The 21,830-nt window shown below is 61.8% G+C and carries 21 protein-coding genes and 2 pseudogenes; 20 read left to right on the plus strand and 3 right to left on the minus strand.

Annotated features, from left to right (window positions below; translation table 11 throughout):
* Positions 1 to 4 precede the first annotated feature (4 nt).
* From IPI01_11210 to IPI01_11270, 13 genes and pseudogenes are all read left to right on the plus strand, one after another.
* Positions 5 to 574, plus strand: a complete 570-nt coding sequence (locus IPI01_11210) for a flagellar basal body L-ring protein FlgH (protein ID MBK7258347.1) — start codon at positions 5 to 7, stop codon at positions 572 to 574.
* 11 nt (positions 575 to 585) lie between these two features.
* On the plus strand, positions 586 to 1,686 hold the full coding sequence (locus IPI01_11215; protein ID MBK7258348.1) for a flagellar basal body P-ring protein FlgI: 1,101 nt from the start codon (positions 586 to 588) through the stop codon (positions 1,684 to 1,686).
* A complete protein-coding gene (locus IPI01_11220) occupies positions 1,686 to 2,780 on the plus strand; it encodes a transglycosylase SLT domain-containing protein (protein MBK7258349.1) in 1,095 nt (364 codons plus the stop codon). The genes IPI01_11215 and IPI01_11220 overlap by 1 nt, the downstream gene beginning before the upstream one ends.
* The gene (locus tag IPI01_11225; protein ID MBK7258350.1) at positions 2,767 to 3,225 is read left to right on the plus strand and encodes a flagellar protein FlgN; all 459 of its coding nucleotides are present in this window, start codon (positions 2,767 to 2,769) and stop codon (positions 3,223 to 3,225) included. Before IPI01_11220 ends, IPI01_11225 begins: the two co-directional genes overlap by 14 nt.
* Before the next feature lie 20 nt (positions 3,226 to 3,245).
* Complete coding sequence (gene flgK / locus IPI01_11230; protein MBK7258351.1) at positions 3,246 to 4,685, plus strand: flagellar hook-associated protein FlgK; 1,440 nt, start codon at positions 3,246 to 3,248, stop codon at positions 4,683 to 4,685.
* A 2-nt stretch (positions 4,686 to 4,687) separates the two neighbouring features.
* The gene (gene flgL / locus IPI01_11235) at positions 4,688 to 5,965 is read left to right on the plus strand and encodes a flagellar hook-associated protein FlgL (GenBank protein ID MBK7258352.1); all 1,278 of its coding nucleotides are present in this window, start codon (positions 4,688 to 4,690) and stop codon (positions 5,963 to 5,965) included.
* 1 nt (position 5,966) lies between these two features.
* Positions 5,967 to 6,747: pseudogene (locus IPI01_11240) on the plus strand (flagellar motor protein).
* Positions 6,747 to 7,496, plus strand: a complete 750-nt coding sequence (locus IPI01_11245) for an OmpA family protein (protein ID MBK7258353.1) — start codon at positions 6,747 to 6,749, stop codon at positions 7,494 to 7,496. Before IPI01_11240 ends, IPI01_11245 begins: the two are co-directional and overlap by 1 nt.
* Entirely contained in the window at positions 7,493 to 7,906 is a 414-nt protein-coding gene (fliW, locus tag IPI01_11250) for a flagellar assembly protein FliW (protein MBK7258354.1), read from the plus strand. The genes IPI01_11245 and fliW overlap by 4 nt, the downstream gene beginning before the upstream one ends.
* 3 nt (positions 7,907 to 7,909) lie before the next feature.
* Entirely contained in the window at positions 7,910 to 8,137 is a 228-nt protein-coding gene (locus IPI01_11255) for a carbon storage regulator (protein MBK7258355.1), read from the plus strand.
* A 27-nt stretch (positions 8,138 to 8,164) separates the two neighbouring features.
* Positions 8,165 to 9,028, plus strand: a complete 864-nt coding sequence (motA, locus tag IPI01_11260; GenBank protein MBK7258356.1) for a flagellar motor stator protein MotA — start codon at positions 8,165 to 8,167, stop codon at positions 9,026 to 9,028.
* A gap of 7 nt (positions 9,029 to 9,035) precedes the next feature.
* On the plus strand, positions 9,036 to 9,818 hold the full coding sequence (locus tag IPI01_11265; protein MBK7258357.1) for an OmpA family protein: 783 nt from the start codon (positions 9,036 to 9,038) through the stop codon (positions 9,816 to 9,818).
* On the plus strand, positions 9,815 to 11,005 hold the full coding sequence (locus IPI01_11270; protein ID MBK7258358.1) for a response regulator: 1,191 nt from the start codon (positions 9,815 to 9,817) through the stop codon (positions 11,003 to 11,005). Before IPI01_11265 ends, IPI01_11270 begins: the two co-directional genes overlap by 4 nt.
* Here the strand turns inward: IPI01_11270 and gltA are convergent.
* From gltA to IPI01_11285, 3 genes and pseudogenes are all read right to left on the minus strand, one after another.
* Positions 10,996 to 12,441, minus strand: a pseudogene (gene gltA, locus IPI01_11275) (NADPH-dependent glutamate synthase). The gene IPI01_11270 and the pseudogene gltA sit on opposite strands and share 10 nt — an antisense overlap.
* Entirely contained in the window at positions 12,438 to 13,292 is an 855-nt protein-coding gene (locus tag IPI01_11280; GenBank protein ID MBK7258359.1) for a sulfide/dihydroorotate dehydrogenase-like FAD/NAD-binding protein, read from the minus strand. The pseudogene gltA and the gene IPI01_11280 overlap by 4 nt, the downstream one beginning before the upstream one ends.
* Before the next feature lie 144 nt (positions 13,293 to 13,436).
* Positions 13,437 to 14,621 carry an acetylornithine/succinylornithine family transaminase gene (locus IPI01_11285; GenBank protein MBK7258360.1) on the minus strand — a complete coding sequence of 395 codons (1,185 nt, stop codon included), beginning with the start codon at positions 14,619 to 14,621 and terminating at the stop codon, positions 13,437 to 13,439.
* Between the two features lie 69 nt (positions 14,622 to 14,690).
* Between IPI01_11285 and IPI01_11290 the strand changes: the two genes are divergently transcribed.
* The 7 genes from IPI01_11290 (at position 14,691) to udk (ending at position 21,787) form a co-directional block, all read left to right on the plus strand.
* Positions 14,691 to 15,725: an N-acetyl-gamma-glutamyl-phosphate reductase gene (locus tag IPI01_11290; GenBank protein MBK7258361.1), complete on the plus strand. Its 1,035-nt coding sequence runs from the start codon at positions 14,691 to 14,693 to the stop codon at positions 15,723 to 15,725.
* Between the two features lie 15 nt (positions 15,726 to 15,740).
* Entirely contained in the window at positions 15,741 to 16,943 is a 1,203-nt protein-coding gene (gene argJ / locus IPI01_11295) for a bifunctional glutamate N-acetyltransferase/amino-acid acetyltransferase ArgJ (protein ID MBK7258362.1), read from the plus strand.
* A gap of 109 nt (positions 16,944 to 17,052) precedes the next feature.
* The gene (argB, locus tag IPI01_11300; protein MBK7258363.1) at positions 17,053 to 17,799 is read left to right on the plus strand and encodes an acetylglutamate kinase; all 747 of its coding nucleotides are present in this window, start codon (positions 17,053 to 17,055) and stop codon (positions 17,797 to 17,799) included.
* Between the two features lie 21 nt (positions 17,800 to 17,820).
* On the plus strand, positions 17,821 to 18,273 hold the full coding sequence (locus tag IPI01_11305; GenBank protein MBK7258364.1) for an arginine repressor: 453 nt from the start codon (positions 17,821 to 17,823) through the stop codon (positions 18,271 to 18,273).
* On the plus strand, positions 18,270 to 19,523 hold the full coding sequence (locus IPI01_11310; GenBank protein ID MBK7258365.1) for an argininosuccinate synthase: 1,254 nt from the start codon (positions 18,270 to 18,272) through the stop codon (positions 19,521 to 19,523). The genes IPI01_11305 and IPI01_11310 overlap by 4 nt, the downstream gene beginning before the upstream one ends.
* Positions 19,520 to 20,902: an argininosuccinate lyase gene (argH, locus tag IPI01_11315; protein MBK7258366.1), complete on the plus strand. Its 1,383-nt coding sequence runs from the start codon at positions 19,520 to 19,522 to the stop codon at positions 20,900 to 20,902. The genes IPI01_11310 and argH overlap by 4 nt, the downstream gene beginning before the upstream one ends.
* A 243-nt stretch (positions 20,903 to 21,145) precedes the next feature.
* Entirely contained in the window at positions 21,146 to 21,787 is a 642-nt protein-coding gene (gene udk, locus IPI01_11320) for a uridine kinase (protein MBK7258367.1), read from the plus strand.
* Positions 21,788 to 21,830: the final 43 nt, after the last annotated feature.

Here is a 21,830-nt window from a genome sequence, read left to right on the forward strand (position 1 = left end):
TGGTATGAAATCGACGATCATTGCACTCTTCCTGTGTGCCTCCGTGGCGTCAGGGCAGAATATGCGTTCGAGCATTGGGAGATCGCTGTTCTCGGATCAGAAGGCGACGCTGCCGGGCGATGCGGTGACGGTGGTGGTGGTGGAAGTGTCGAGTGCGTCGAACGACGCAAGCACATCCGCCGAGCGATCGAGCAGCCTCTCATTGTCAGGATCGGGAAAATCAGGAGGCACATCGCTTGCGGATGTCTCCGCCGGGATCGGCACCGGCAATGCGTTCAAAGGCGAGGGGTCGACCTCATCGCACGGATCCGTCCGGGCACGCATCAGCGCGCGGGTGGATTCGGTGCTGTCGAATGGCAATCTGGCGATCACCGGCAATCGCACGATCGAGATCAACGGAGAAGAGCAGGTGATCTCGCTTTCGGGGATCGTGCGTCCATCGGATATCCAATCGGACAATTCGATCTTCTCCTATAATATCTCCGATGCCCATATCGTCTTCAAGGGCAATGGCATGGTGGATCGGGCGCAGGGCCCGGGTTGGATCACGAAATTGCTGCATTGGCTCTTTTGAGCGAGGGTGACATGAGAACGAAACTGATAGCGGTGGTGGTACTGATGATCTGCGCGCAGGTCGCACCGGGGGTGGTCCGGATCAAGGACATTGCCTCCGTCCAGGGGGTGCGCAACCAGCAGTTGATCGGGTATGGGCTGGCGGTAGGGTTGAACGGGACCGGGGATACGCAACGGTCGACGTTCACCCTGCAGTCCGTGTCCAGCATGCTGAAGCGCTTCGGCATCACGGTGCCCCAGTCCGATCTGAGGCTGCGCAACGTTGCGGCCGTCATGGTCACCGCCACGGTGCCGGGCTTCACACGGGAAGGGAATGCGGTCGATGTGATCGTGTCGTCCATGGGTGATGCGACCAGCCTGCAGGGAGGAACGCTCCTCATGACCCCCATGGCGGGGATCAACGATACGCTGTATGGCATGGCCCAGGGCCCGCTGTCGGTGGGCGGCATGAGCGTTCGTGCGAACGGCAATGAGATCCGGAGGAACCATACGGCGGCAGGACGGATCCCCAGCGGCATGATCATGGAGAAGGCGGTGACGAGCACGATCATGCAGGATTCCACGGTGGGGATCTCTCTGCAGCAGGCAGATTTCACGACGGCAACACGTGTCGCTGAAGCGGTGAATCAGAAGGTGGGCGAGCGGATCGCCAACGCTGTTGATGCGTCGAGCATCTCGGTGCGCGTGCCGGAAACCTTCCGGAAGGAAGGGCGCATCGTGGAGTTCATCTCTCTCATAGAGCTCCTCGAAGTGCAGCCGGACGTCACGGCAAAAGTGGTGATCAATGAACGTACGGGCACGATCGTTGTCGGTGGCGCGGTGACGATCCTCGCCGCAGCCATTTCGCATGGTGGCCTGAATATCGAGATCGAATCGGTGCCGGTGATCTCCCAGCCGAACCCGTTCTCGCAGGGGCAGACCGTGTCGACTCAGCTGACCGCGGTCCATGCGGGCGAGGACAGCACGACGGTGACCGCATTCGAAGGCGCTGCAACGGTCCAGGATGTGGCAAAGACGTTGAATGCGCTGAAGGTGACCCCGAGGGACATCATCGCGATCTTCCAGGCGCTCAAGCGCTCGGGTGCTTTGAATGCAGAACTGGTGATCATCTGATGTCACAGATCCCATCACAGCCCGTGACGACGGGCAACGAACACGCGCAGCGGGTCCTGGACCCGAAGGCGAAGGCACGCCTGCAGCGTGCCGTGAAGGAGTTCGAATCGGTGATGGTCGGGTATATGCTCAAGAGCATGCGGTCCAGCATTCCCAAGGACGATATGGGTGGCGAAAGCTACGGTGGCGACATGCTTGAAGGGATGTTCGACGGGGAATTGGCCCGGTACGTCTCCCATGGCAGCAATCTGGGACTGGGGGAGATGCTCTATAAGGAGATCACGGGCGAAGAGATGCCACGCATGAATTCTTCCACCGCCGTCATGCCCAGGTTCGCAGCACCGGAGGTCCGGGTCGTGGTTCCTCCTGTCACACCATTGGTGCCGCGTCCCGCGATCACACCGGCGGTGGTGACGGCCTCCGGCGAGGCAGCGCCAGCCGGAACAGAGGCCGCGGCACCGGATGACCCGGTGTTGGGCGGTACGTCTCCGGGGAGTCCGGTGTTGAAGACCCCGGCTGCAGGCAGCACGACCGGGCGTGATCCGGTCCCGACCGATCCGGTGGTCCCGGGTGTTCGCGAGCAGGTCAGACAACGTGAGGTCCCGGGGCAGCGCGGCAAGGGTGAAGCAGTTGCAGCGTCGACAGCGGTCACCGCACCGCCCGATACGATCCGGCGCCGGCTCGCGTCGTTGGATCCGATCATCAGGACGGTGGCCGATACGACGGGCGTGAACGCCAGTCTTCTGAAGGCGGTCATTGCCACAGAGTCTGGCGGCCGGATGGAGGCGAAGTCTACCCGGAACGCGAAGGGCTTGATGCAGCTCATCGATTCGACCGCATCAGCCATGGGTGTCCGGAATGTGTGGGACCCGTTGCAGAATGTGCAGGGTGGTGCGCGGTATCTCGGTCAGATGATGGACCGCTTTGGCGGGAATCTCGAACACGCTCTGGCCTCGTACAATGCCGGGCCGGGCGCGGTGGAGAAGCACAAGGGTGTGCCTCCCTACCGGGAGACACAGCAGTATGTAGGCAAGGTGCTGGAATATCTCCGGTACTTCGAACAACAGGAAGGTGGCAGCGATGACCAGGATTGAGGAACTCGAACGGGTCCTTGCAGCGGAAGTGGAACTCGGAGAGGCGCTGCTCCAACTGCTGATGAACAAACAGCGCTCGATCGTCGGGTTGCAGAGTGAAGCGCTCTCCATGCTGCTTGCCCAGGAGGAACAGCTCCTCCGGCCGTTCCAGAATCTGGAGGCCGAGCGGGTGCGCCTTACGGCGGCGCTCGTGGGTGCTGCCGACCACGGCACGATCCCGGCGGGCGACCCGATCTCTGTTGTCGAACTCATGGAACATCTTCCGGCGACGGATTCGTTGCGCATCTCGACGATGGCAACCCGTCTCCGGACGGTCGTTGAGCGGATCCTCCAGATGAACGGCCAGAACCGGGTATTGCTGCAGCGTTCCCTCCGGTTCGTGCAGGACACCTTGCGACTCGTCACGGAAGACCATACACGCGCTCTTGTCGATCACCGCGCGTAATCACGGAAGGAGAAGGCATCATGTCGGGTATATCGCAGGTCCTGGAGATCGCACGCCGCGCACTTCTGGCACAACAGTACCAGATGAACGTGACCGGGCACAATATTGCGAACGCCAGCACGCCGGGGTACTCACGGCAGCGGGCCAATGTGGTCACCACATCGCCCACGGAATCCGGCGGCGGCATGCTCGGCACCGGGGTGATGGTGCAGTCCGTGGATCGTCTGCGGAACAGATTCATCGATACGCAGATCCGATCCTCGAATGACGCATACGGCCAGGCAAGCCAGGAATATCAGATCCTGAGCCAGATCGAAGCAACGTACAATGAACCGGACGCCGGCCTGAATACGACGATGAGCTCGTTCTTCAGCGCGTGGCACTCGCTCGTGACCCACCCGGAAGACTCGGTCACGCGCAACTCCCTCATGCTCGCCGGAAAGAACGTGACGAACGTGTTCCACCGGCTCAATACGGAGATGAGTTCGCTGCGCACGTCGCTCCGTGACGAGATCCAGGCGAAGCTGGACCGCATCAACACGTTGACGTCGGAGATCGGTGATCTCAATCTCCAGCTCACCGCGGCGAACGTCTCGGGAGTGAATACCGGCGATATGCGGGACACCATCGGAACAAAGCTGGAGGAACTCTCCGGCCTGGCGAATATCTCGGCCAGCGAAGGACCCAATGGCACGGTGTCCGTGATGTTGGGAAGTGTACTGATCGCGGACAATGGAGGGTCGCACACGCTCAAGATCAGTACCTCCCCCAATGCGACCATCGCCGGATCTTCATTCGACCAATTGAGGGTGACCACGGAACTGGGTGTGGAAACGCAATTATCCGGTGGCGAGACGGGCGGGTTGCTGAAGTCGTATAATACGACCATTCCGGATGCACTCGGCCGCCTGGACCGGCTGGCCGAGGCGCTGGTCAGCGAGGTGAACAAATATCACGCAACGGGATATGGATTGCAGGAGCCACCACAGACGGGGATCAACTTCTTCAGCGGGAGCGGTGCCGCCTCGATCGAGATCGACCTCACGGATACGTCGGGAGGCGCGCAGCCGGGGAGTAATGCGAGCCTCGCCAACATCGCGGCTGCCTCGGTCGCCGGGGCGTCGGGCAACAATGATATCGCCCTGCTGATCGCCTCCGCGTTCGACAAGAAGTCGTTGACGACGGGCGGTGGCGCCTCACTCCTCGGTGGGTTGTCGATCTCCGCCTACTACAATCAGAGCGTGACCTGGCTGGGATCCGCCATCAATTCGGCGGACACGGTGATGCAATCACAGGAGCAGGTGCTGACCCAGTTGAACATGCAGCGGGACGCCGTGTCGGGCGTGTCGCTGGATGAAGAGATGACGAATATGATCAAGTTCCAGCGTGCATTCGATGCCGCGGCGAAGTTGGTGAACACGGCCGATGAAATGTTCCAGACAATACTGAATATGGTGTAGCCATGAGAATCACAGACTCAGCGATCATTTCCGACTTCCTGACGAGCATCACCAGGAGCAAGAGCAGGATCAACCGGCTCAATACCCAGCTGGCGAACCAGAAGCGGATCCTGAAGGTGTCGGACGATCCCACGGGGGCGAGTTCGCTCCTCCGCCTCAACGAAGACATGGATCGGGTAGCGGCCTATAAGAGCAATGTGGTGGACGGGCAGAACATGCTCAAGATGACAGCCGACAGTCTCGGAAAGGTCTCCGACCTGATCGGGGAGGTGAAGAAGATCCTCACCGGTGCGGTGAGTACCGGCGACCAGTCCCTTCTGGGGAAACTGGCGGATCAGGTCGATCAGTTCCTGTCGATGGGCATGGAGATCGCGAATACGCAGTTCGACCGAAAGTACATCTTTGCGGGTACACAGACCACGAACCCGCCTTTCGTCCGCACGGGCAACCCCACGCAGGTGTCGTACACCGGTGATGCCCGCTCGATCCAGTACCAGGTCGGCGATGGGGTCTCCCAGGTCGTGAACGTCAGTGGCGCAGCGGCCTTCGGTTCGACGGGGTTCGTGGACCTGACCGGCGTGCTCGACAAGAATGCTGCGCTGAACACGGTGGTGAGCCAGTCGGTGCAGATCACGGACGGGCTGGGTGCGGTGCATAGCGTCGTCATGAACATGCGCAAGACCGATGCGAATACCTGGTCGATCTCCGCCGCCATGCCTCCGGGTGCCACGGATGCGAATCTGAGCGGTGGGACGGCGACCGTGACCTTCGATCCGGTGACCGGGGCCATGAAGGATATCGTCCGGGGGGCGGCACTCGTGCTGAGCCCGACAGGCGTGACGCCGGCACAGACGGCCCCGCCGATCAACCTGCTCTATTCTGCGACCGGCGTCACGGAGGGGACCACGCCTCCGTTCGGAGCATCCACGCTGGCAGGATCACAGCGCAACGTGTCGCTCTTCAATAAAATGATGGAGATCAGTACCAGCCTGCGCAACGGCGAAAAGCCGAAGGCGGAGGATATGGCGTTGCTGAGCGTGATGCAGGATGTGGTGATGCGCGAGGAGTCCAAAGCCGGTGCCTATGCTGCGAACCTGAAGACGGCCAACGACTTCCTGATCACGCAGAATGATCACCTGCTGGATCTCTACTCGGCGAAACAGGATATCGATCTCGCCGAGGTGGGTATCCGGTTGAAGCAGGAACAGCTCATGCTCGACGCTGCGCTCAGTGCGGCGGCGAACCTCATCCCAAAATCGCTGATGGATTTCCTGAAGTGATATGAAACGACCTCTTGACAAAGCGACGGTCATCGGGCTGGTCCTGGGATTGGTGGCGATCTTCGGTTCCTTCCTGTGGGAAGGTGGGAAGATGGCCGGCCTCCTGCTGCCAGCGGCCATGCTCATTGTATTCGCGGGGACGTTCGCTGCGGCACTCATCGGGACGTCCATGCGTTCGTTCCTGAACATGGGCACGCTGATCCGGTTGGCGCTGTTCCCACCCCAGTTCGTGGTCCGTGGAGACATCGAGACGATCGTCCGCTTCTCCACCATCGCGCGTAAGGACGGGTTGCTGGCGCTGGAGCGCGAGCTCGGGAGCCTCGAGAACAAATTCATGCAGAAGATCCTCCGCCTTGCCATCGACGGGACCGAGCCGGAGACGCTCCGGCTGCTCGCCGAGACCGAGGTGAACTATGTGGCCGAGCGGCACGCGCAGGGCGCGGCACTGTTCCAGAAGATGGGTGGCTATTCGCCCACCATGGGCATCATCGGGACCGTCATGGGGGCTGATCGCGACGCTCTCGAATGCCGGGGAGGATCCCGACACCCTGATCCGCAGCATCGCGGGTGCATTCGTTGCCACGTTGTGGGGTGTGTTCATGGCGAACCTGGTCTGGCTGCCGATCGCGGATAAGCTGAAGCACATCCACAATGAAGAGTATTTCTACATGGACATGATCGTCGAGGGTATCCTCGCGATCCAGGCCGGCGAGGTGCCGTCGGTCATCAAGGCGAAGCTCAATAGCATGCTGCCGGCAGGCGAACAGGAGCAGGAAGATTGATGAAGCGGCGGGCGAAACATCAGGCGCACGACAATGATGAGCGGTGGCTGCTGACGTACTCCGACCTCATCACGCTGCTGCTCGGTCTGTTCGTGATCCTGTACTCCATCTCGAAGGTGGATGCCGGGAAGTACGCCGAGATCTCCTCCGCGCTCAATGGTGTGTTCGGTTCCCCGACCGGCGTGCTGACCGGGGCTCCTGCCATGCTCGGGCAGCCGACGGACGAACGCCAGCAGATCGCCAACGATCTGGAGCAGGCGCTCAACCCGGATGGCAAACAGATCCCCATCTCGGTGAGCACCAACGAACGCGGCGTCACGGTCCACATCATGGAAGAATTGCTCTTCGCCTCGGGCAACGCGGACCTGAAGCAGGCATCCCTGCCTGCGATGGATACACTCGCCGGCGTCCTCCGGCGTCTGCGCAATGATCTGCGCGTGGAAGGGCATACGGACAACGTGCCTATCAGTACACCGCAATTCCCGTCCAACTGGCATCTGTCAGTTGCGCGGGCACTCAACGTGGCCTATTATCTCATCCAGCGGCATGGACTCACGCAGGAGCGTGTATCGGTCGTGGGGTATTCGGAGTTCCGTCCCCTCGTTGCGAACGATTCTCCCGCGAACAAATCCAGGAACCGGAGGGTCGACATCGTGATCCTCACGCCCGGCGCCGGACAGAAGGCTACACCGGCTTCGCCGACAGCGGACGCAGGACGTGTCCCGGCGTCTGGAGGGAGACCACTATGATCTTCACAACAGAACGCTTCGGTGAGATGGCGTGCACCGACGAGCAGGTGATCACATTCCCGGACGGACTTGCCGGCAAGAACGCATGTACGCGTTTCGTTCTGGTCGACGACGAGCAGACGGCCCCACTGCAATGGCTTGTGAGTCTGGATGATCCGGCCCTTGCGTTGCCCGTCCTCGATCCCGCGTTGGTCCTGGACGGCATTGCCGGCGCAGGCCTGGTCCCCGAGGGGACAACGACATTTGTCGTGGCGAAGGAGGGTGCGGGAACCATTGCCTGGTGGTTGGACCTCCGCCACCCGGTCATCATCCAGAATGACGCACGGATCGGACAGCAGGTGACGCTCGACGACGGCTCTCTTCCGGCGAATTTCCCTGTCGCGCTGCAGCCGGCAGGCGAGGGAGAGTGAGCCATGCTCGTACTATCGCGCAAACCGGCGGAAGCGATCAAGATCGGCGATGATATTCTCATCAAGGTGATAGCGATACGCGGGGGACAGGTGAAGCTCGGGATCGAAGCACCGCAGGGGATCCGGGTGATGCGTACTGAACCACGGAACGGGGAGAAACCCGCTCCGCCGTCCACCACGGAAGGGCCAGCAGGACCGGCGGGTGTAGCACAGCAGGAAGAAGACAGATAATCACATGATAGCGGGATAGAGACCACCATGTTCGTGATCATCGGAGCAGTAGTCGTTATCGTCGGCGTCGTGGGCGGATTCGTCATCGAAGGTGGCCCGGCTGCCATTCTCATCCAACCTGTCGAGTTGATGATCATCATGGGGGCGGCGGTCGGGTCGTTGATGATCATGAGCCCCCTCGCCGTACTGAAAGGGATCATCGGTGCCTCCCTCAGTGTGCTGAAGGGCGACCCCTACACCAAAGAACGCTACGTCGACCTCCTCAAGACCTTGTTCGAGCTGTTCACGGTGGCGAAGCGTGACGGCCTGATCGCGCTGGAGCCCCATGTGATGGATCCGGAGAAGAGCTCGGTCTTTTCGAAGAACGAATTCCTGCTCCACCAGCATCACGCGCTGTACTTCCTCTGCGACACCATGAAGCTGTTGCTGGGTGGCGGCGTTCCGCCCTACGATGTGGAGGCAATGCTCGATGCAGACATCGAAAGTCATCACACGGAGATCGCTTCCGCTCCGGCCCTGATCCAGAAGATCGGCGATGCGTTGCCGGGCCTGGGCATCGTCGCCGCCGTGCTCGGTATCATCATCACCATGGGCGCGATCAGCGGCCCCCCGGAAGCGGTCGGGCATCACGTTGCGGTTGCCCTCGTCGGCACGCTGGTCGGTATCCTGCTGTCGTACGGGTTCGTTCAGCCGGTGGCCACCCACATCGAGTTGTTGCAGGCATCGGAAGCACGGTACTATGAATGCATCAAGGCAGGCATCGTGGCGTATGCCAAGGGGAACGCCCCGATCATCGTCGTGGAGTTCTCACGGCGCGTCATCTACAACAGCGTCCGTCCGTCGTTCGCCGAAGTCGAAGCGGCCGTGCGCAGTGCCAAGCCCCAACAATAGGTGACGCATGGACCCCTTTGAGCAGCCAACAGAAGCACCGATACGGATCGTCAAGAAGAAGGGCGGTCATGGCGGGCACCACGGTGGTGCCTGGAAGGTGGCCTACGCCGATTTCGTGACGGCCATGATGGCCCTCTTCATCGTCCTCTGGATCGTCGGGCAGAGCAAGCAGGTGAAGGAGTACGTGGCGCAATACTTCAAGGACCCCGGTGCGTTCATGGAGAACACGAAGGGCGGCGGCGTCTTCGAAATGAACAGGATGCTCGTCGGGGAGCGCATCGACGAGGAACAGCTCAAGCGGGCGCAGGACTCCACCAGGCTTGCGGAGATGGCGGCCGAGATCACGAAGGAAATGGGTGGGAAGGCCGGACTGGAGAAGCTGGCGGAACAGATCCAGATGGAGATCATCAACGAAGGTTTGCGCATCGAATTGCTGGACAAATCGGAATCCTTCTTCTTCGATGTGGGCACCGCCACGCTGAAGGGCGATGCCAGGAATATCCTCGAGATCATAGCAAAGGAACTGATCAAGTTGCCGAACCACGTCATCATCGAGGGGCATACGGACAGCCGTGCGTATTCCTCCGCGGATGGGTACACCAACTATGAACTGAGCGCGGACCGGGCGAACAGTGCGCGGCGCGTGCTGGTGCGCGGCGGCGTGCCGATGTCCCAATTCGATGAGATCCGCGGGTGCGCGGATACGAGACTCAAGATCCCCTCTGATCCCATGGATATCAGGAACAGGCGGATCAGTATCATCGTCCGGTTCGCGGGGGCGCACCGATGAAGACACGCCCTGTGATCCTGTTGGTGGAAGACGATCCCATTGCCGCCAATATGACGAGTGCCGTCATCACGATGGAGATGGACTATCATGTCGTGACGGCCCCGAATCTGACCGAGGCGAAGCAGATGGCGGAGCTGTACACCCCGGCGCTGTTCGTGGTGGATCTCTTCCTTGGCGATGAAAGTGGATTCGATCTGGTGACATGGGTCCGCGCCCACAGCCTCTTGCATGATGCGGTGATCATGATGCTGACCGGGGCAGCCGAGCCACAGCTGAAACTGAAGGGATACGAGAGTGGGGTCGATGACTACATCCTGAAGCCCTTCCAGCCGCCGGAGTTCCTGTCGCGCATCCGCGCCCTGATGCGCATCAAAGGAATGCAGGAAGAACTCAAAGCGGAACGTGCTCAGCTTGCGCGGTTGAATGCGGTGCTCGGCGAGAATCTGGACGCCATCACCACCCTGCTGCTGAACATCGTGAGCCTGCGTGTTCCCGATGCCGCGGCACGTTCGCAGCGGGCGGCAACCTTTGCACGGTGGCTGTGCACGCGGCTGGACATCACCGATGATGGCACGCGGACGATCGTGATGGCTGCCCGGATGCACGAGATCGGAAAAGTGGTGGTGGGGGATGGAGTTCTCACCAAGGACCGGGCGCAATGGACCGCGGATGACCGTGAGGCGATGGCACAGTTCCCGCTCTTCGGCCATATGATCGTGGGCAACGTGGAGCAACTGAAGGAGGTCGGCCAGTTGCTCCGCCACCAATTCGAGAACTACGACGGCACCGGTTTGCCGGACAAGTTGTACAAGGACCGTACACCATTCGGGTCGCGCGTTCTGCGGGTCATCAATGGCATCGAGACTGCATTTCCCTCAGGACTGTCCGACATTCCTGCCGTCAAGCTGCATCTGGAAGAAGGGCGGGGGACGAAATATGACCCGCGGCTCGTGCAACTCGCCCTGGAATTCCTGACGGCGGTCGCCGATCCGGCATGGATGGTGGGGAAGAAGGAAGTGATGGTCAATGCGCTCCAGCCCGGGATGAAGCTGGCGGCGGATATCGTGACGTCCAACGGGGCAAAACTGCTTCCGGAGGGGACCATTCTCAACGAGGTGATGGTGGAACGGATCCTGGGTCGCCATTCCCAGGATCCGATCATCACCCGTGCGTATGTCTATGCTTGATCCGCGGTGCTGCTGCGGCGCTCCGTGAGGTAGGTATGGATCGCCGCGGCGGCATTCTTGCCGTCACGCATCGCCAGGATCACCGTGGCCCCACCACGGGCAAGGTCGCCACCGGCGAAGATCCCCTGTCTGCTTGTCTTCTGCCCTTCATCGGTCACCACCGTGCCGCGTTTGCTTGTCGACAACCCCGGTGTGGTGGACTGAATGATGGGGTTCGGTTTCTGGCCGATGGCTTCCACGATAGTCTGCACCGGGAGAACGAATTCGGACCCCTTCACCGCCACCGGGCGCCGGCGCCCTGATTCATCGGGTTCGCCCAGCTCCATCTTCTGACACTCGATCCCCGCGACCCAATTCTGGTCATCGGCAATGATGCGCGTAGGATTCGTGAGCAGGAGAAGCTTGATGCCTTCCTGTTCTGCGTGATGGATCTCTTCCTGGCGCGCGGGCATCTCTGCCCGGGAACGGCGATAGATGAGATAGGCTTCTTCGGCGCCCAGACGCTTCGCCGTGCGGACCGCATCCATGGCGGTATTCCCGCCCCCGATCACCGCCACCTGCTTGCCGATGCGGATGGGCGTGTCGTAGTCGGGGAAGCGGTAGGCGCCCATGAGATTGACCCGCGTGAGGAACTCGTTCGCCGAGTACACACCGCTGAGGTTCTCGCCGGGGATGCCCATGAACGTCGGCGTGCCCGCGCCGGTCGCAAGAAAGATCGCGGAGAATCCCCACTCATCGAAGAACTCATCGATCGTTGCGGTGCGTCCCACCACGAAGTTCGTGAGGATCTCCACCCCCAGCGCTTTGATGCGCTCGGTCTCGATGTCCAGGATCTCCTTGGGGAGGCGGAATTCCGGGATACCGTAGCGCAGGACGCCCCCCACAGCATGGAGTGCCTCGAAGATCGTGACCTTGTATCACTTTTGAGCGAGTTCTGCGGCGCAGGTGAGCCCTGCAGGACCGGACCCGACCACAGCGACCTTTTCCTCGCGGTGCTCTTTGATCACGGGCGCCACGAAGAGCTTCTCGCGCATCTCGTAGTCCGCAACGAAGCGTTCCATCTTGCCGATCGCCACAGGGGTGAACTTCTTGCCCATCACGCAGAGTTCCTCGCACTGCGTCTCCTGCGGACAGACGCGTCCGCAGATCGCAGGGAGGTAGTTGGCCTCGCGGATCTTCTGCACCGCGCCCACGTAGTCCTTCTCGATCACCAGCTTGATGAAGCCGGGGATATCGATGCCCACCGGGCACCCGTCCATGCAGTACGGGGTCTTGCAGTCGAGGCAACGCTGTGCCTCCGTGACGGTGCGCTCCATGTCGAATCCGAACGACACCTCGAGGAAGTTGACGCTGCGTTCTGCCGCATCCTGCTCGAGCGGTTCCTGACGCGGGATCTTCATCCGTTCCGAGGGCTTCAACGGGTTGGCCTGGCTCATCGGCGTGCCTCCATGGTCTCTCCCGTCAATCGACAGACATGCTGTTCTTCAGAGATGCGTTCCTGGACGACGTAGGTGCGGTTGCGCATCATCAGTTCGTCGAAGTCCACCGCATGCCCGTCGAACTCGGGGCCATCCACACAGGCGAACTTCATCGTGCCGTTCACGGTCACGCGGCAGCCGCCGCACATGCCGGTGCCATCCACCATGACGGTGTTCAGGGAGACGAGGGTATGCACCTTGTAGGGGCGTGTGAGGTTGGCGACGGCGCGCATCATGGGTAACGGGCCGATCGCAAACACAGCGCCAATGCCCGTCACGGAGTCCAGAAGCTCCTTGAGTTGGTCTGTGACGAAGCCCTTGCGCCCGGCCGAACCGTCGTCCGTCGTGATGAAGAGCTTGTCGGAGATGGCGGCCATCTCCTTTTCGAGGATCACGAGTTCCTGTGAACGCGCTCCCACGATCGAGTAGACCGTGTTGCCCGCTTCCTTGAGAGCGCGGGTGATGGGGTAGAGTTCCGCGGTGCCAACGCCTCCGCCGACGCAGACCACGCTGCCATGGTTCTCGATGGGCGTCGGTGTGCCGAGCGGGCCGACCACATCGAGGATCGCATCTCCGGCCTTCATTGCGCAGAGCTGCTTGGTGGTCTTGCCGATGGCCTGGACGATGAGGGTGATCGTGCCCGCAACCGGGTCGCTGTCGGCCAGGGTCAGCGGAATACGCTCGCCATGGTCGTCGATCCTGATCATGACGAAGTTGCCGGGTTTGCGTTTGCGGGCGATGAAGGGTGCCTCGATCTCGAACCGGGTGACGGTCGGTGCGAGGGCCTGTGCGCGGATGATGCGGTACATATTCCTCCTGCGGTGGACGGAATGCCGTGGTAGCAGAGGGAAAACAGCAATGCCTGTGCCAGAAGGAAGTGCGGAAAACGGGCAGGGAGAGGGAAAATCCCCCTCTCCCTGCATCAGAAGGTTACCAAAACCGACAATTGCTTATCAAAAAGAGGAAAGCGAAGCGAGGACCTCTTTGAGGACGGCCACGGTCCGGGTGATCTGTTCCGGTGTCACGATGAGGGGCGGGACGAACCGGAGAACGGTCTTGTCGGTGCCGTTCACCAGGATGCCGCGGTCGCGCATGGCAACAACGACCGGGTCCGCTTCGCCCTTGAGTTCGAGTGCCACCATCAGTCCGAGTCCGCGCGCCTCTTTGCACAGGCCCGGGAATGCCGTGACGATCCCCTGCAACTGGGTGAGGAACAGTTCGCCCATCTTCTGTGCGTGTGCGGTGAGCCCCTTCTCTTCGATCTCTTCGAGGGTGGCGATGCCGGCGGCGCAGGCGACGGGATTGCCGCCGAAGGTCGTGCCGTGCATGCCGGGTTGCAGGACCCCGGCGACCGACTGCGCACCGAGGATCGCGCCGAGCGGGAGTCCGCCACCGATGGGTTTCGCGAGCGTGACGAGATCAGGAGCAAGGTTGAAGTGCTCGGACGCAAGGAACCGGCCGGTGCGCCCCGCACCCGACTGGATCTCGTCGGCGATGATGAGGAACCCGAATTCCTGGCGGAGCTCTTTCAATGCGGCGGCGAACGCGGGGGAGATGGGGCGGATGCCGCCTTCGCCCTGCACGACCTCGACGACCACGGCTGCGGTGTCGGGGCCGACGCCCGCGCGGAGTGCGGCAACATCATTGAAGGGGAGCGATGCGCACCCGTCCAGGAACGGCCCGAACCCGTCACGATAGTTCGGACGGTCCATGATCGAGAGCGGACCGAAGGTCCGTCCGTGGAACGCATTGCTGAAACCGATGATCGCGTGTTTGTTGCGGGTGCTTCCCCAGCGGCGGGCGAGCTTCATTGCACCTTCCATGGCTTCGGTACCGCTGTTCGCAAAGAACACGCGTGCCATGCCGGAGTGCCGGAGGAGCAGCTCGGCGAGGCGGATCTGCGGTTCCTGCGCGAAATAGTTGGAGAGGTGGATGTACGCGCAGGCCTGTGCGGTGATCGCGTGTACCACGCGCGGATGCGCATGCCCCAGCGCATTCACGGCGATGCCGGCGAACATATCGAGGTAGCGTGTTCCATCGGCGGTGATGAGCTCCATGCCTTCCCCGCGCACGGGGAGGAGCGGCAGGCGCTTGTAGGTGTGGAAGAAGGCGGCGGATTCTCTGTCGTGCAGGCTCATGGTGTCTCTCCGTGGGCGAAAAAAGTTCTTGCATAAACATACAACTTTCTGTATATTTATGCAAGACCTATGACACAGCAAAAGAACACACCGCTCCGCATCGCCATCGTCGGCGCCTCCGGGTACTCCGGAGGGGAACTCATGCGACTCCTTGCCTCCGATCCGTCGGTGCGCATCGAGATCGCTACCGCGCACGCCCAGGCGGGCAAAGCCGTGGACGAGGTCCACCCGTACCTCGCCGGACGCGTCCCGCTCACGTTCGTCCCGTTCGATCCCGCCACTGTCGCGGGGATGGATTGCGTCTTCCTGGCGCTCCCGTCGGGCGAAGCCATGCAGATCGTCCCCGCACTGCAGGGCAAGGTCGGGTGCATCATCGACCTGGGCGGCGATCTCCGGTTGCCGACCGCGGCCATCTACGAGAAATACTATAAGAAGACCCACACGGCGCCCGATCTCCTCGGGGCGGCGGTCTATGGCCTGCCGGAACTGAACAGGGCGAAGATCAAGGCTGCGACACTGATCGCCAACCCCGGATGCTATCCGACGAGTGTGATCCTGGCGCTCCTCCCCGCGATCGAAGCGGGACTCATCATGCCGGAGGGGATCGTCGTCAACTCCCTCTCGGGCGTGTCCGGTGCCGGCAGGAGCAGTGCGGTCGAACTCAGCTTCTCGGAGGTGAATGAAAGCGTGCGTGCGTACAAGATCGGGACCCACCAGCATCAGCCGGAGATCCGGACCGTGCTGGAGCAGGTTGCCGGTACGGGCATCACACTGTCGTTCATCCCGCATCTGATCCCGATCACGCGGGGGATCTATACCACCGTGCATGCGGACCTGCGCACGCAGACGCCGATCGCCGACATCCAGAAGGTGTATGCCGACCGCTACAGGGATGAGCCGTTCGTGCGCTTCGGTACACGCATTCCGGAGATCCGCGCCGTCAATTACACGAACTTCTGTGACGTCGCGGTCTTCCACGAGCCGCATACCGGGAAGCTGGTGATCACGTCGGCGATCGACAATCTTATCAAGGGCGCCGCGGGCCAGGCGATCCAGAATATGAACCTCGTGTTCGGCCGTCCCGAGCACGCTCTGCTGAAGTAGGAACAGGAGTACCTCATGGAAGTCGTTCAGGAAGGGGTGACCGCACCCATCGGATTTCAGGCATCAGGTGTGCATTGCGGCGTGAAGAAGGCGCGCAAGGATGTGGCCCTCGTGTACACCGAGACCCCTGCCGTCGCCGCAGCGATGTTCACCACGAATGCCGTGGTCGCTGCGCCGGTGGTGGTGGACAAGAAGCAGCTTGAGCGATCGAACACCATTCGTGCGATCCTCGTGAACAGCGGCAACGCGAATGCCTGTACCGGCGACCGCGGGATGGAGGATGCCCGCGCGATGGTGTGCAACACCGCGAAGGCGCTCCGCATCGCCGAGAGCGAGGTCCTTGTGGCATCGACCGGCGTCATCGGGCAATATCTCCCGATGGACGCGATCAACCGCGGCATCGAGATGGCCGTGGAACGGCTCGGGAGCGATGGGACCGGTGCCGCGGAGGCCATCCGCACGACCGATACCTTTTCCAAGGAAGCGGCGGCCCGGTGCAACGTCGGCGCCGTACGCGTCACCGTCGGCGGTATGGCCAAGGGCTCGGGCATGATCGCGCCGAACATGGCCACCATGCTCGCGTTCGTTACGACCGATGCCATGATCACCCCCGAGGCCCTTCAGACGGCGACACGCCTGGCCGTGGACCGCTCGTTCCACCGGATCTCGGTGGATGGCGATACCAGCACCAACGACATGGTGGCCGTCCTTGCCAATGGCAGGGCAGGCAATCCGATCATCGACACTCCGGACGGTCCCGCGTATGCGGCCTTCTATCAGGCCCTCGAGCATGTGCTCGTGGAGCTCGCCAAAATGATCGTGATGGATGGTGAGGGTGCCACCAAGTTCGTCGAGATCCGTGTCGTTGCGGCGGAGACCGAAGCAGAAGCGGCGCAGGCCGCGCGCACGGTGGCGAACTCCAGCCTCGTGAAGACCGCCCTGAACGGCGAGGACGCCAACTGGGGCCGCATCCTGGCCGCCCTCGGGCGGTCCGGTATCACGTTCGATCCGGCGAAGGTCGAGATCGATTTCGGCGACGTGCCGATCCTCCGTGCGAACTACCAGATCGATTTCTCGGAAGAGGATGCGAAGATGGTCCTCGCCCGGCGCGACATCGTGATCACGATCCGGCTGAACACGGGGAGCGCTTCGGCGTTCTTCTGGACCTGCGACCTCTCGAAGGAATACGTCGCCATCAACGCCAATTACCGTACCTGAGGATGCCGTGATATCCATTGCTGACAAGACCGAGATCCTGATCCAGGCCCTGCCGTACATCCAGCAGTACGAGCAGAAGACGTTCGTTATCAAGTATGGCGGCGCGGCCATGGTCGACGAGGACCTGAAAGAAACCTTTGCGCAGGATGTGACGCTCTTGAAGAAGATCGGCGTCCGGATGGTGATCGTGCACGGCGGCGGGAAGGACATCACCGACCTTGCCAGCAAGATCGGCCTGCAATCGCGTTTCGTGAAGGGACAGCGCTACACGGATGCGGATATGATGAGCGTCGTGCAGATGGTGCTGGGCGGCAAGACGAACCAGGACATCGTGGCGCGCATTAACCGTCACGACGGCGACGCCGTGGGGCTGAGCGGCGTGGACAACAGCCTGTTCCTGGTCCGCCGGCACACCGAAGGCGGCGCCGATCTGGGGTTCGTCGGGGATGTCGTCCGCGTGAACACGCGGTTCCTGGATTCCCTCTTTGCGAACGACATCATGCCGGTGATCGCCCCGATCGGGGTCGACCCGGACGGCCAGGTGCATAATATCAATGCCGACACCGCTGCCGGGAGCCTCGCGGCGGCCCTGCAGGCCGAGAAACTTGTCTATCTCAGCGACGTCCCGGGCGTGATGATGAAGGACGAATTGCTTCCTTCGCTCGACCGTGCGCGTGCGGCATCGCTGGTGGAGCAGGGGATCGTGAGCAGCGGCATGCTGCCGAAGATCCAATCGGCATTCTCGGCACTCGACGCCGGGGTCAACAAGGTGCACATCATCGATGGCCGGGTGAAGCATTCGCTCCTCCTGGAGATCTTCACACAGGAGGGGGTCGGGACGGAAGTGGTGCACTGATCCTTCCGGTCCGGTACGGCGATGACCAAGACAGCACGGCAATTTGCGATCAAGGAGATCCTGGCGACCCGCACCATCACGTCGCAGGAAGACCTCCGGCGTGAGCTCGGCAAGCGTGCGTTCCGCGTCACCCAGGCCACGCTGTCGCGTGATATGAAAGAGCTCGGCGTCAGCCGCATCGCCAGGAATGGCACGCTGCAATACTCGATCCCGGCGGCATCGGACGGCGCTTCCCTCCGGCCCATCGTGGGGGCCGAAGTTGTGGGGATCGACGCCAATGAGTACCTGATCGTGGTGCACACGCTCCCCGGCGCTGCGCACACGGTGGGAGAATATGTGGATGTTCAGCAGTCGGGGGACATCCTCGGTACGGTGGCGGGCGACAACACGCTGCTGGTGATCCCCGCATCGGCATCAAAGACTCGACAGGTGGTGACGTATCTCAAACACATTTTGATCGAAGGAGCAGTATGAGCAAGGAACGTGTGGTCGTAGCCTATTCCGGCGGTCTCGACACCTCCGTGATGGTCCGGTGGCTGATCGAGAACATGGACGCAGAGGTCATCACTTTTACCGGCGACCTCGGGCACAGCCGGGAACTCAAGGGTGTGAAAGAAAAAGCTCTCCAGACGGGAGCGGTGCGGGCCTATCTCGCCGACATGCGCAAGGAATTCGTTGAAGAGTATGTCTTCCCCTCGCTGAAGGCCGGCGCGCTCTACGAGAAGACCTATCCGATGGCCACTTCGCTCGGCCGTCCGCTGCTTGCCAAGGGGCTCGTGGAGATCGCCCGCAAAGAAGGCGCCACCATGGTGGCCCATGGCTGCACCGGCAAGGGGAACGATCAGGTCCGCTTTGAAGTGTCGGTCCAGGCACTCGCACCCGACCTCAAGAACGTGGCCCCGCTCCGCGAGTGGGAGTTCCGTTCCCGCGAGGAAGAGATCGCCTATGCGGAGAAGCACAACATCCCGGTGTCGGTGACCAAGAAGAGCCCGTACTCGATCGACGAGAACATCTGGGGAACGAGCGTGGAGTGCGGCGTGCTGGAGGACCCGATGGTGGAGCCGCCGGCCGATGCGTACCAGCGCACCGTGGATCCGACCCTCGCCCCGGCAACGCCCGAATATGTGGAGATCGGGTTCCAGCACGGTGTGCCGGTGTCGCTGAACGAAAAATCGCTGGACTCCGTGACGCTCATCGAGACGTTGAATCAGATCGCCGGCAAGCACGGCGTCGGACGGCTCGACCTCGTCGAGAACCGCCTGGTCGGCATCAAGTCGCGCGAGATCTATGAGGCACCTGCAGCGACCGTGCTGCACTTTGCCCATACCGAACTCGAGCGCCTCACGCTGGACAAGGCCGTGTTCCATATGAAGAACCAGCTTGCCGCCGAATACGCCAACCTCGTGTACAACGGACTCTGGTTCACCCCGCTGCGCAGCGCGCTGGATGCATTCGTGAACGACACACAGAAGAACGTCACCGGCCAGGTCCGCGTGAAGCTGTACCGCGGCAGCCTGACCATCGCCGGAAGGAAGTCCGTGCATTCGTTGTACAACGCGAAGCTCGCGACCTACACCACGGAAGACACCTTCGACCACAAGGCATCCGAAGGGTTCATCAAGATCTTCGGCCTCCCGGTGAAGACGTACAACCAGGTCAACGGCAGCGGCGTGTTCCTTGCTGATCCGTCGTCGCTCTTCGCAGGGACGGACGCCAAGAAATGACACCCAAGCGCGGCCGGTTTCGCACGCCTCTGGATCCCGGGGCACTTGCCTTTTCCTCATCGCTGATGGTGGACCGCCGGTTGTACCGTGAGGACATCGACGGCAGCCGTGCGCATGTCGCCATGCTCGCGAAGCAGGGGATCATCCCTGCCACGGCCGCGAAGAGGATCAGGGCGGCGTTGCTGGAGATCCGGCAGGAGATCGAAACCGGCCGGCTGGTGTTCTCGCTGGAAGGGAAGAAGGGTGGCCGCCTGGCCGCCGACGATGTGCACATGGCCATCGAGCAGCGTCTCGTCGAGATGGTGGGCGAGATCGGCAAGATGGTGCATACGGCGCGGAGCAGGAACGATCAGGTGGCCCTGGATGAGCGCTTGTACCTGCGCACCGCCACCGAACGGCTTCGCGTGTTGCTCAAGGACCTCCGGCGGGTGTTGGCGGCGAAGGCACAGGAGTATCAGGATGTGGTGATGCCCGGCTACACGCATCTCCAGCGGGCCCAGCCGGTGCTGCTTGCGCATCATCTGCTTGCGTATGTGGCGATGTTCGGGCGGGATGATGAACGGCTTGCCGATGCGTTGAAACGCTCTGCCCGGTCGCCGCTGGGCGCCGCGGCGCTTGCCGGCACGCCGTTCCCCATCGACCGGAAGGCGGTGGCGAAAGAACTCGGGTTGTACGGCATCGTGGAGAACAGCATCGATGCCGTGTCCGACCGCGATGCGTTGCTCGAGTGTATCGCCAGTTGCTCTATTATAATGATGCACCTCAGCCGTCTGGCCGAGGAACTTGTGCTCTGGACGACCCAGGAATGGCATTTTGCGCATATCGGGGAAGCGTTCACCACGGGGAGCAGCATCATGCCCCAGAAGCAGAACCCGGATATGGCGGAGCTGGTGCGCGGGAAGACCGGGCGGGTGTACGGCGACCTGATCGCGTTGCTCACGGTGATGAAGGGGCTGCCCCTCGCATACAACCGCGATATGCAGGAGGACAAGGAGCCGCTGTTCGATGCCGTGGATACCACGGCGGCGTCGTTGGAGATCATGGGGCGGATGATGGCAACGGTCGCATTCGACGCGCAGCGGTTCGATGCGGAACTCCGGAAGGATTTCCTGCTCGCGACCGAACTGGCCGACTATCTCGTGCGGAAGGGAATGCCGTTCCGGACCGCCTACGAGATCGCCGGTTCCATCGTCACGGAATGCGCCGATGCCGGCTGCGGGTTGGCCGAGCTTCCGATGGAGCGCTACCGGCTGCACACGCCGTTGTTCGGGCCCGATGTCTACCAGGTACTGGACCCGCGGGAGTCGGTGAAGCGGAAGCGATCAGCCGGGTCGACGGGGATGGCCGAAGTCCGGAAAGCACTCAAGCAACGGCTCTGACGGAACACTGAGGGCGACCTGCATGGTCGCCCTGGTTTCAACTCCCTCCCGGCCACGTTGGTAGAATGTGCGGCGACCAAGCGGGTTCCCCCATTCCTCACTGTACATGCCTCGGGGCTGACAAGCTGGTGCAATGCCGGGCGACAGGGCTGGTCGTCCTACGGCCTCCTCCACGTTGTTCATTTGCCCTGTTTATCGTATCTTGTCCAATCCCCAACGCACCACCACAAAAGACATCGCCCCATGGATCCCCTGGTCATCGGCATTGCCGGCGGTACCGGCTCCGGAAAAACCACCGTCACCAATGCCATTCTCGAGAAGCTCGATACGTCCCGCGTGGTCGTCATCCAGCACGACTCCTACTATCGCGATCTGAGCGCCCACGGGGGGGTGACGCCGGATCATGTGAACTTCGATCATCCGGACTCTCTGGAAACGCCGCTGCTCATCCAGCACATCAAGGACCTCAAGAGCGGCAAGCCTGTGCAGCAGCCGATGTACAATTTCACGACCCATCGGCGGATGAATTCGGAATGCGAACTGGAACCGCGCGAGATCATCATCATCGACGGGATCCTCATCTTCGTCGACCGCGAATTGCGTGAACTGATGGACATCAAGCTCTTCGTGGACACCGATGCCGACGAGCGGTTGATCCGGCGCATCCGGCGCGACATCCTCGAGCGCGGGCGCTCGGTGGAGTCGGTGATGCAGCAGTACATGTCCACCGTCAAGCCCATGCACCTCGAATTCGTTGAACCGAGCAAGCACTGGGCGGACATCATCATTCCCCGCGGAGCGCAGAATATCGTGGCCATCGATATGGTGGTCAGCAAGATCGCGATGATGCTCCGTGGCGACCGCGACTGGGGGGCGGCGGCCTGACGGGCGGCCGCGCCGCGGCGGGGGGATGTCAGGTAGTCGATAC

It is taken from the genome of Ignavibacteriota bacterium (assembly GCA_016707525.1).
Taxonomy (GTDB): domain Bacteria; phylum Bacteroidota; class Ignavibacteria; order UBA10030; family UBA6906; genus JAGDMK01.

Coding starts and splice junctions, on each gene's coding strand:
- IPI01_11210 (MBK7258347.1), top strand. CDS start 5: ATGAAATCGACGATCATTGCACTCTTCCTGTGTGCCTCCGTGGCGTCA.
- IPI01_11215 (MBK7258348.1), top strand. CDS start 586: ATGAGAACGAAACTGATAGCGGTGGTGGTACTGATGATCTGCGCGCAG.
- IPI01_11220 (MBK7258349.1), top strand. CDS start 1,686: ATGTCACAGATCCCATCACAGCCCGTGACGACGGGCAACGAACACGCG.
- IPI01_11225 (MBK7258350.1), top strand. CDS start 2,767: ATGACCAGGATTGAGGAACTCGAACGGGTCCTTGCAGCGGAAGTGGAA.
- flgK (MBK7258351.1), top strand. CDS start 3,246: ATGTCGGGTATATCGCAGGTCCTGGAGATCGCACGCCGCGCACTTCTG.
- flgL (MBK7258352.1), top strand. CDS start 4,688: ATGAGAATCACAGACTCAGCGATCATTTCCGACTTCCTGACGAGCATC.
- IPI01_11245 (MBK7258353.1), top strand. CDS start 6,747: ATGAAGCGGCGGGCGAAACATCAGGCGCACGACAATGATGAGCGGTGG.
- fliW (MBK7258354.1), top strand. CDS start 7,493: ATGATCTTCACAACAGAACGCTTCGGTGAGATGGCGTGCACCGACGAG.
- IPI01_11255 (MBK7258355.1), top strand. CDS start 7,910: ATGCTCGTACTATCGCGCAAACCGGCGGAAGCGATCAAGATCGGCGAT.
- motA (MBK7258356.1), top strand. CDS start 8,165: ATGTTCGTGATCATCGGAGCAGTAGTCGTTATCGTCGGCGTCGTGGGC.
- IPI01_11265 (MBK7258357.1), top strand. CDS start 9,036: ATGGACCCCTTTGAGCAGCCAACAGAAGCACCGATACGGATCGTCAAG.
- IPI01_11270 (MBK7258358.1), top strand. CDS start 9,815: ATGAAGACACGCCCTGTGATCCTGTTGGTGGAAGACGATCCCATTGCC.
- IPI01_11280 (MBK7258359.1), bottom strand. CDS start 13,292: ATGTACCGCATCATCCGCGCACAGGCCCTCGCACCGACCGTCACCCGG.
- IPI01_11285 (MBK7258360.1), bottom strand. CDS start 14,621: ATGAGCCTGCACGACAGAGAATCCGCCGCCTTCTTCCACACCTACAAG.
- IPI01_11290 (MBK7258361.1), top strand. CDS start 14,691: ATGACACAGCAAAAGAACACACCGCTCCGCATCGCCATCGTCGGCGCC.
- argJ (MBK7258362.1), top strand. CDS start 15,741: ATGGAAGTCGTTCAGGAAGGGGTGACCGCACCCATCGGATTTCAGGCA.
- argB (MBK7258363.1), top strand. CDS start 17,053: ATGGTCGACGAGGACCTGAAAGAAACCTTTGCGCAGGATGTGACGCTC.
- IPI01_11305 (MBK7258364.1), top strand. CDS start 17,821: ATGACCAAGACAGCACGGCAATTTGCGATCAAGGAGATCCTGGCGACC.
- IPI01_11310 (MBK7258365.1), top strand. CDS start 18,270: ATGAGCAAGGAACGTGTGGTCGTAGCCTATTCCGGCGGTCTCGACACC.
- argH (MBK7258366.1), top strand. CDS start 19,520: ATGACACCCAAGCGCGGCCGGTTTCGCACGCCTCTGGATCCCGGGGCA.
- udk (MBK7258367.1), top strand. CDS start 21,146: ATGGATCCCCTGGTCATCGGCATTGCCGGCGGTACCGGCTCCGGAAAA.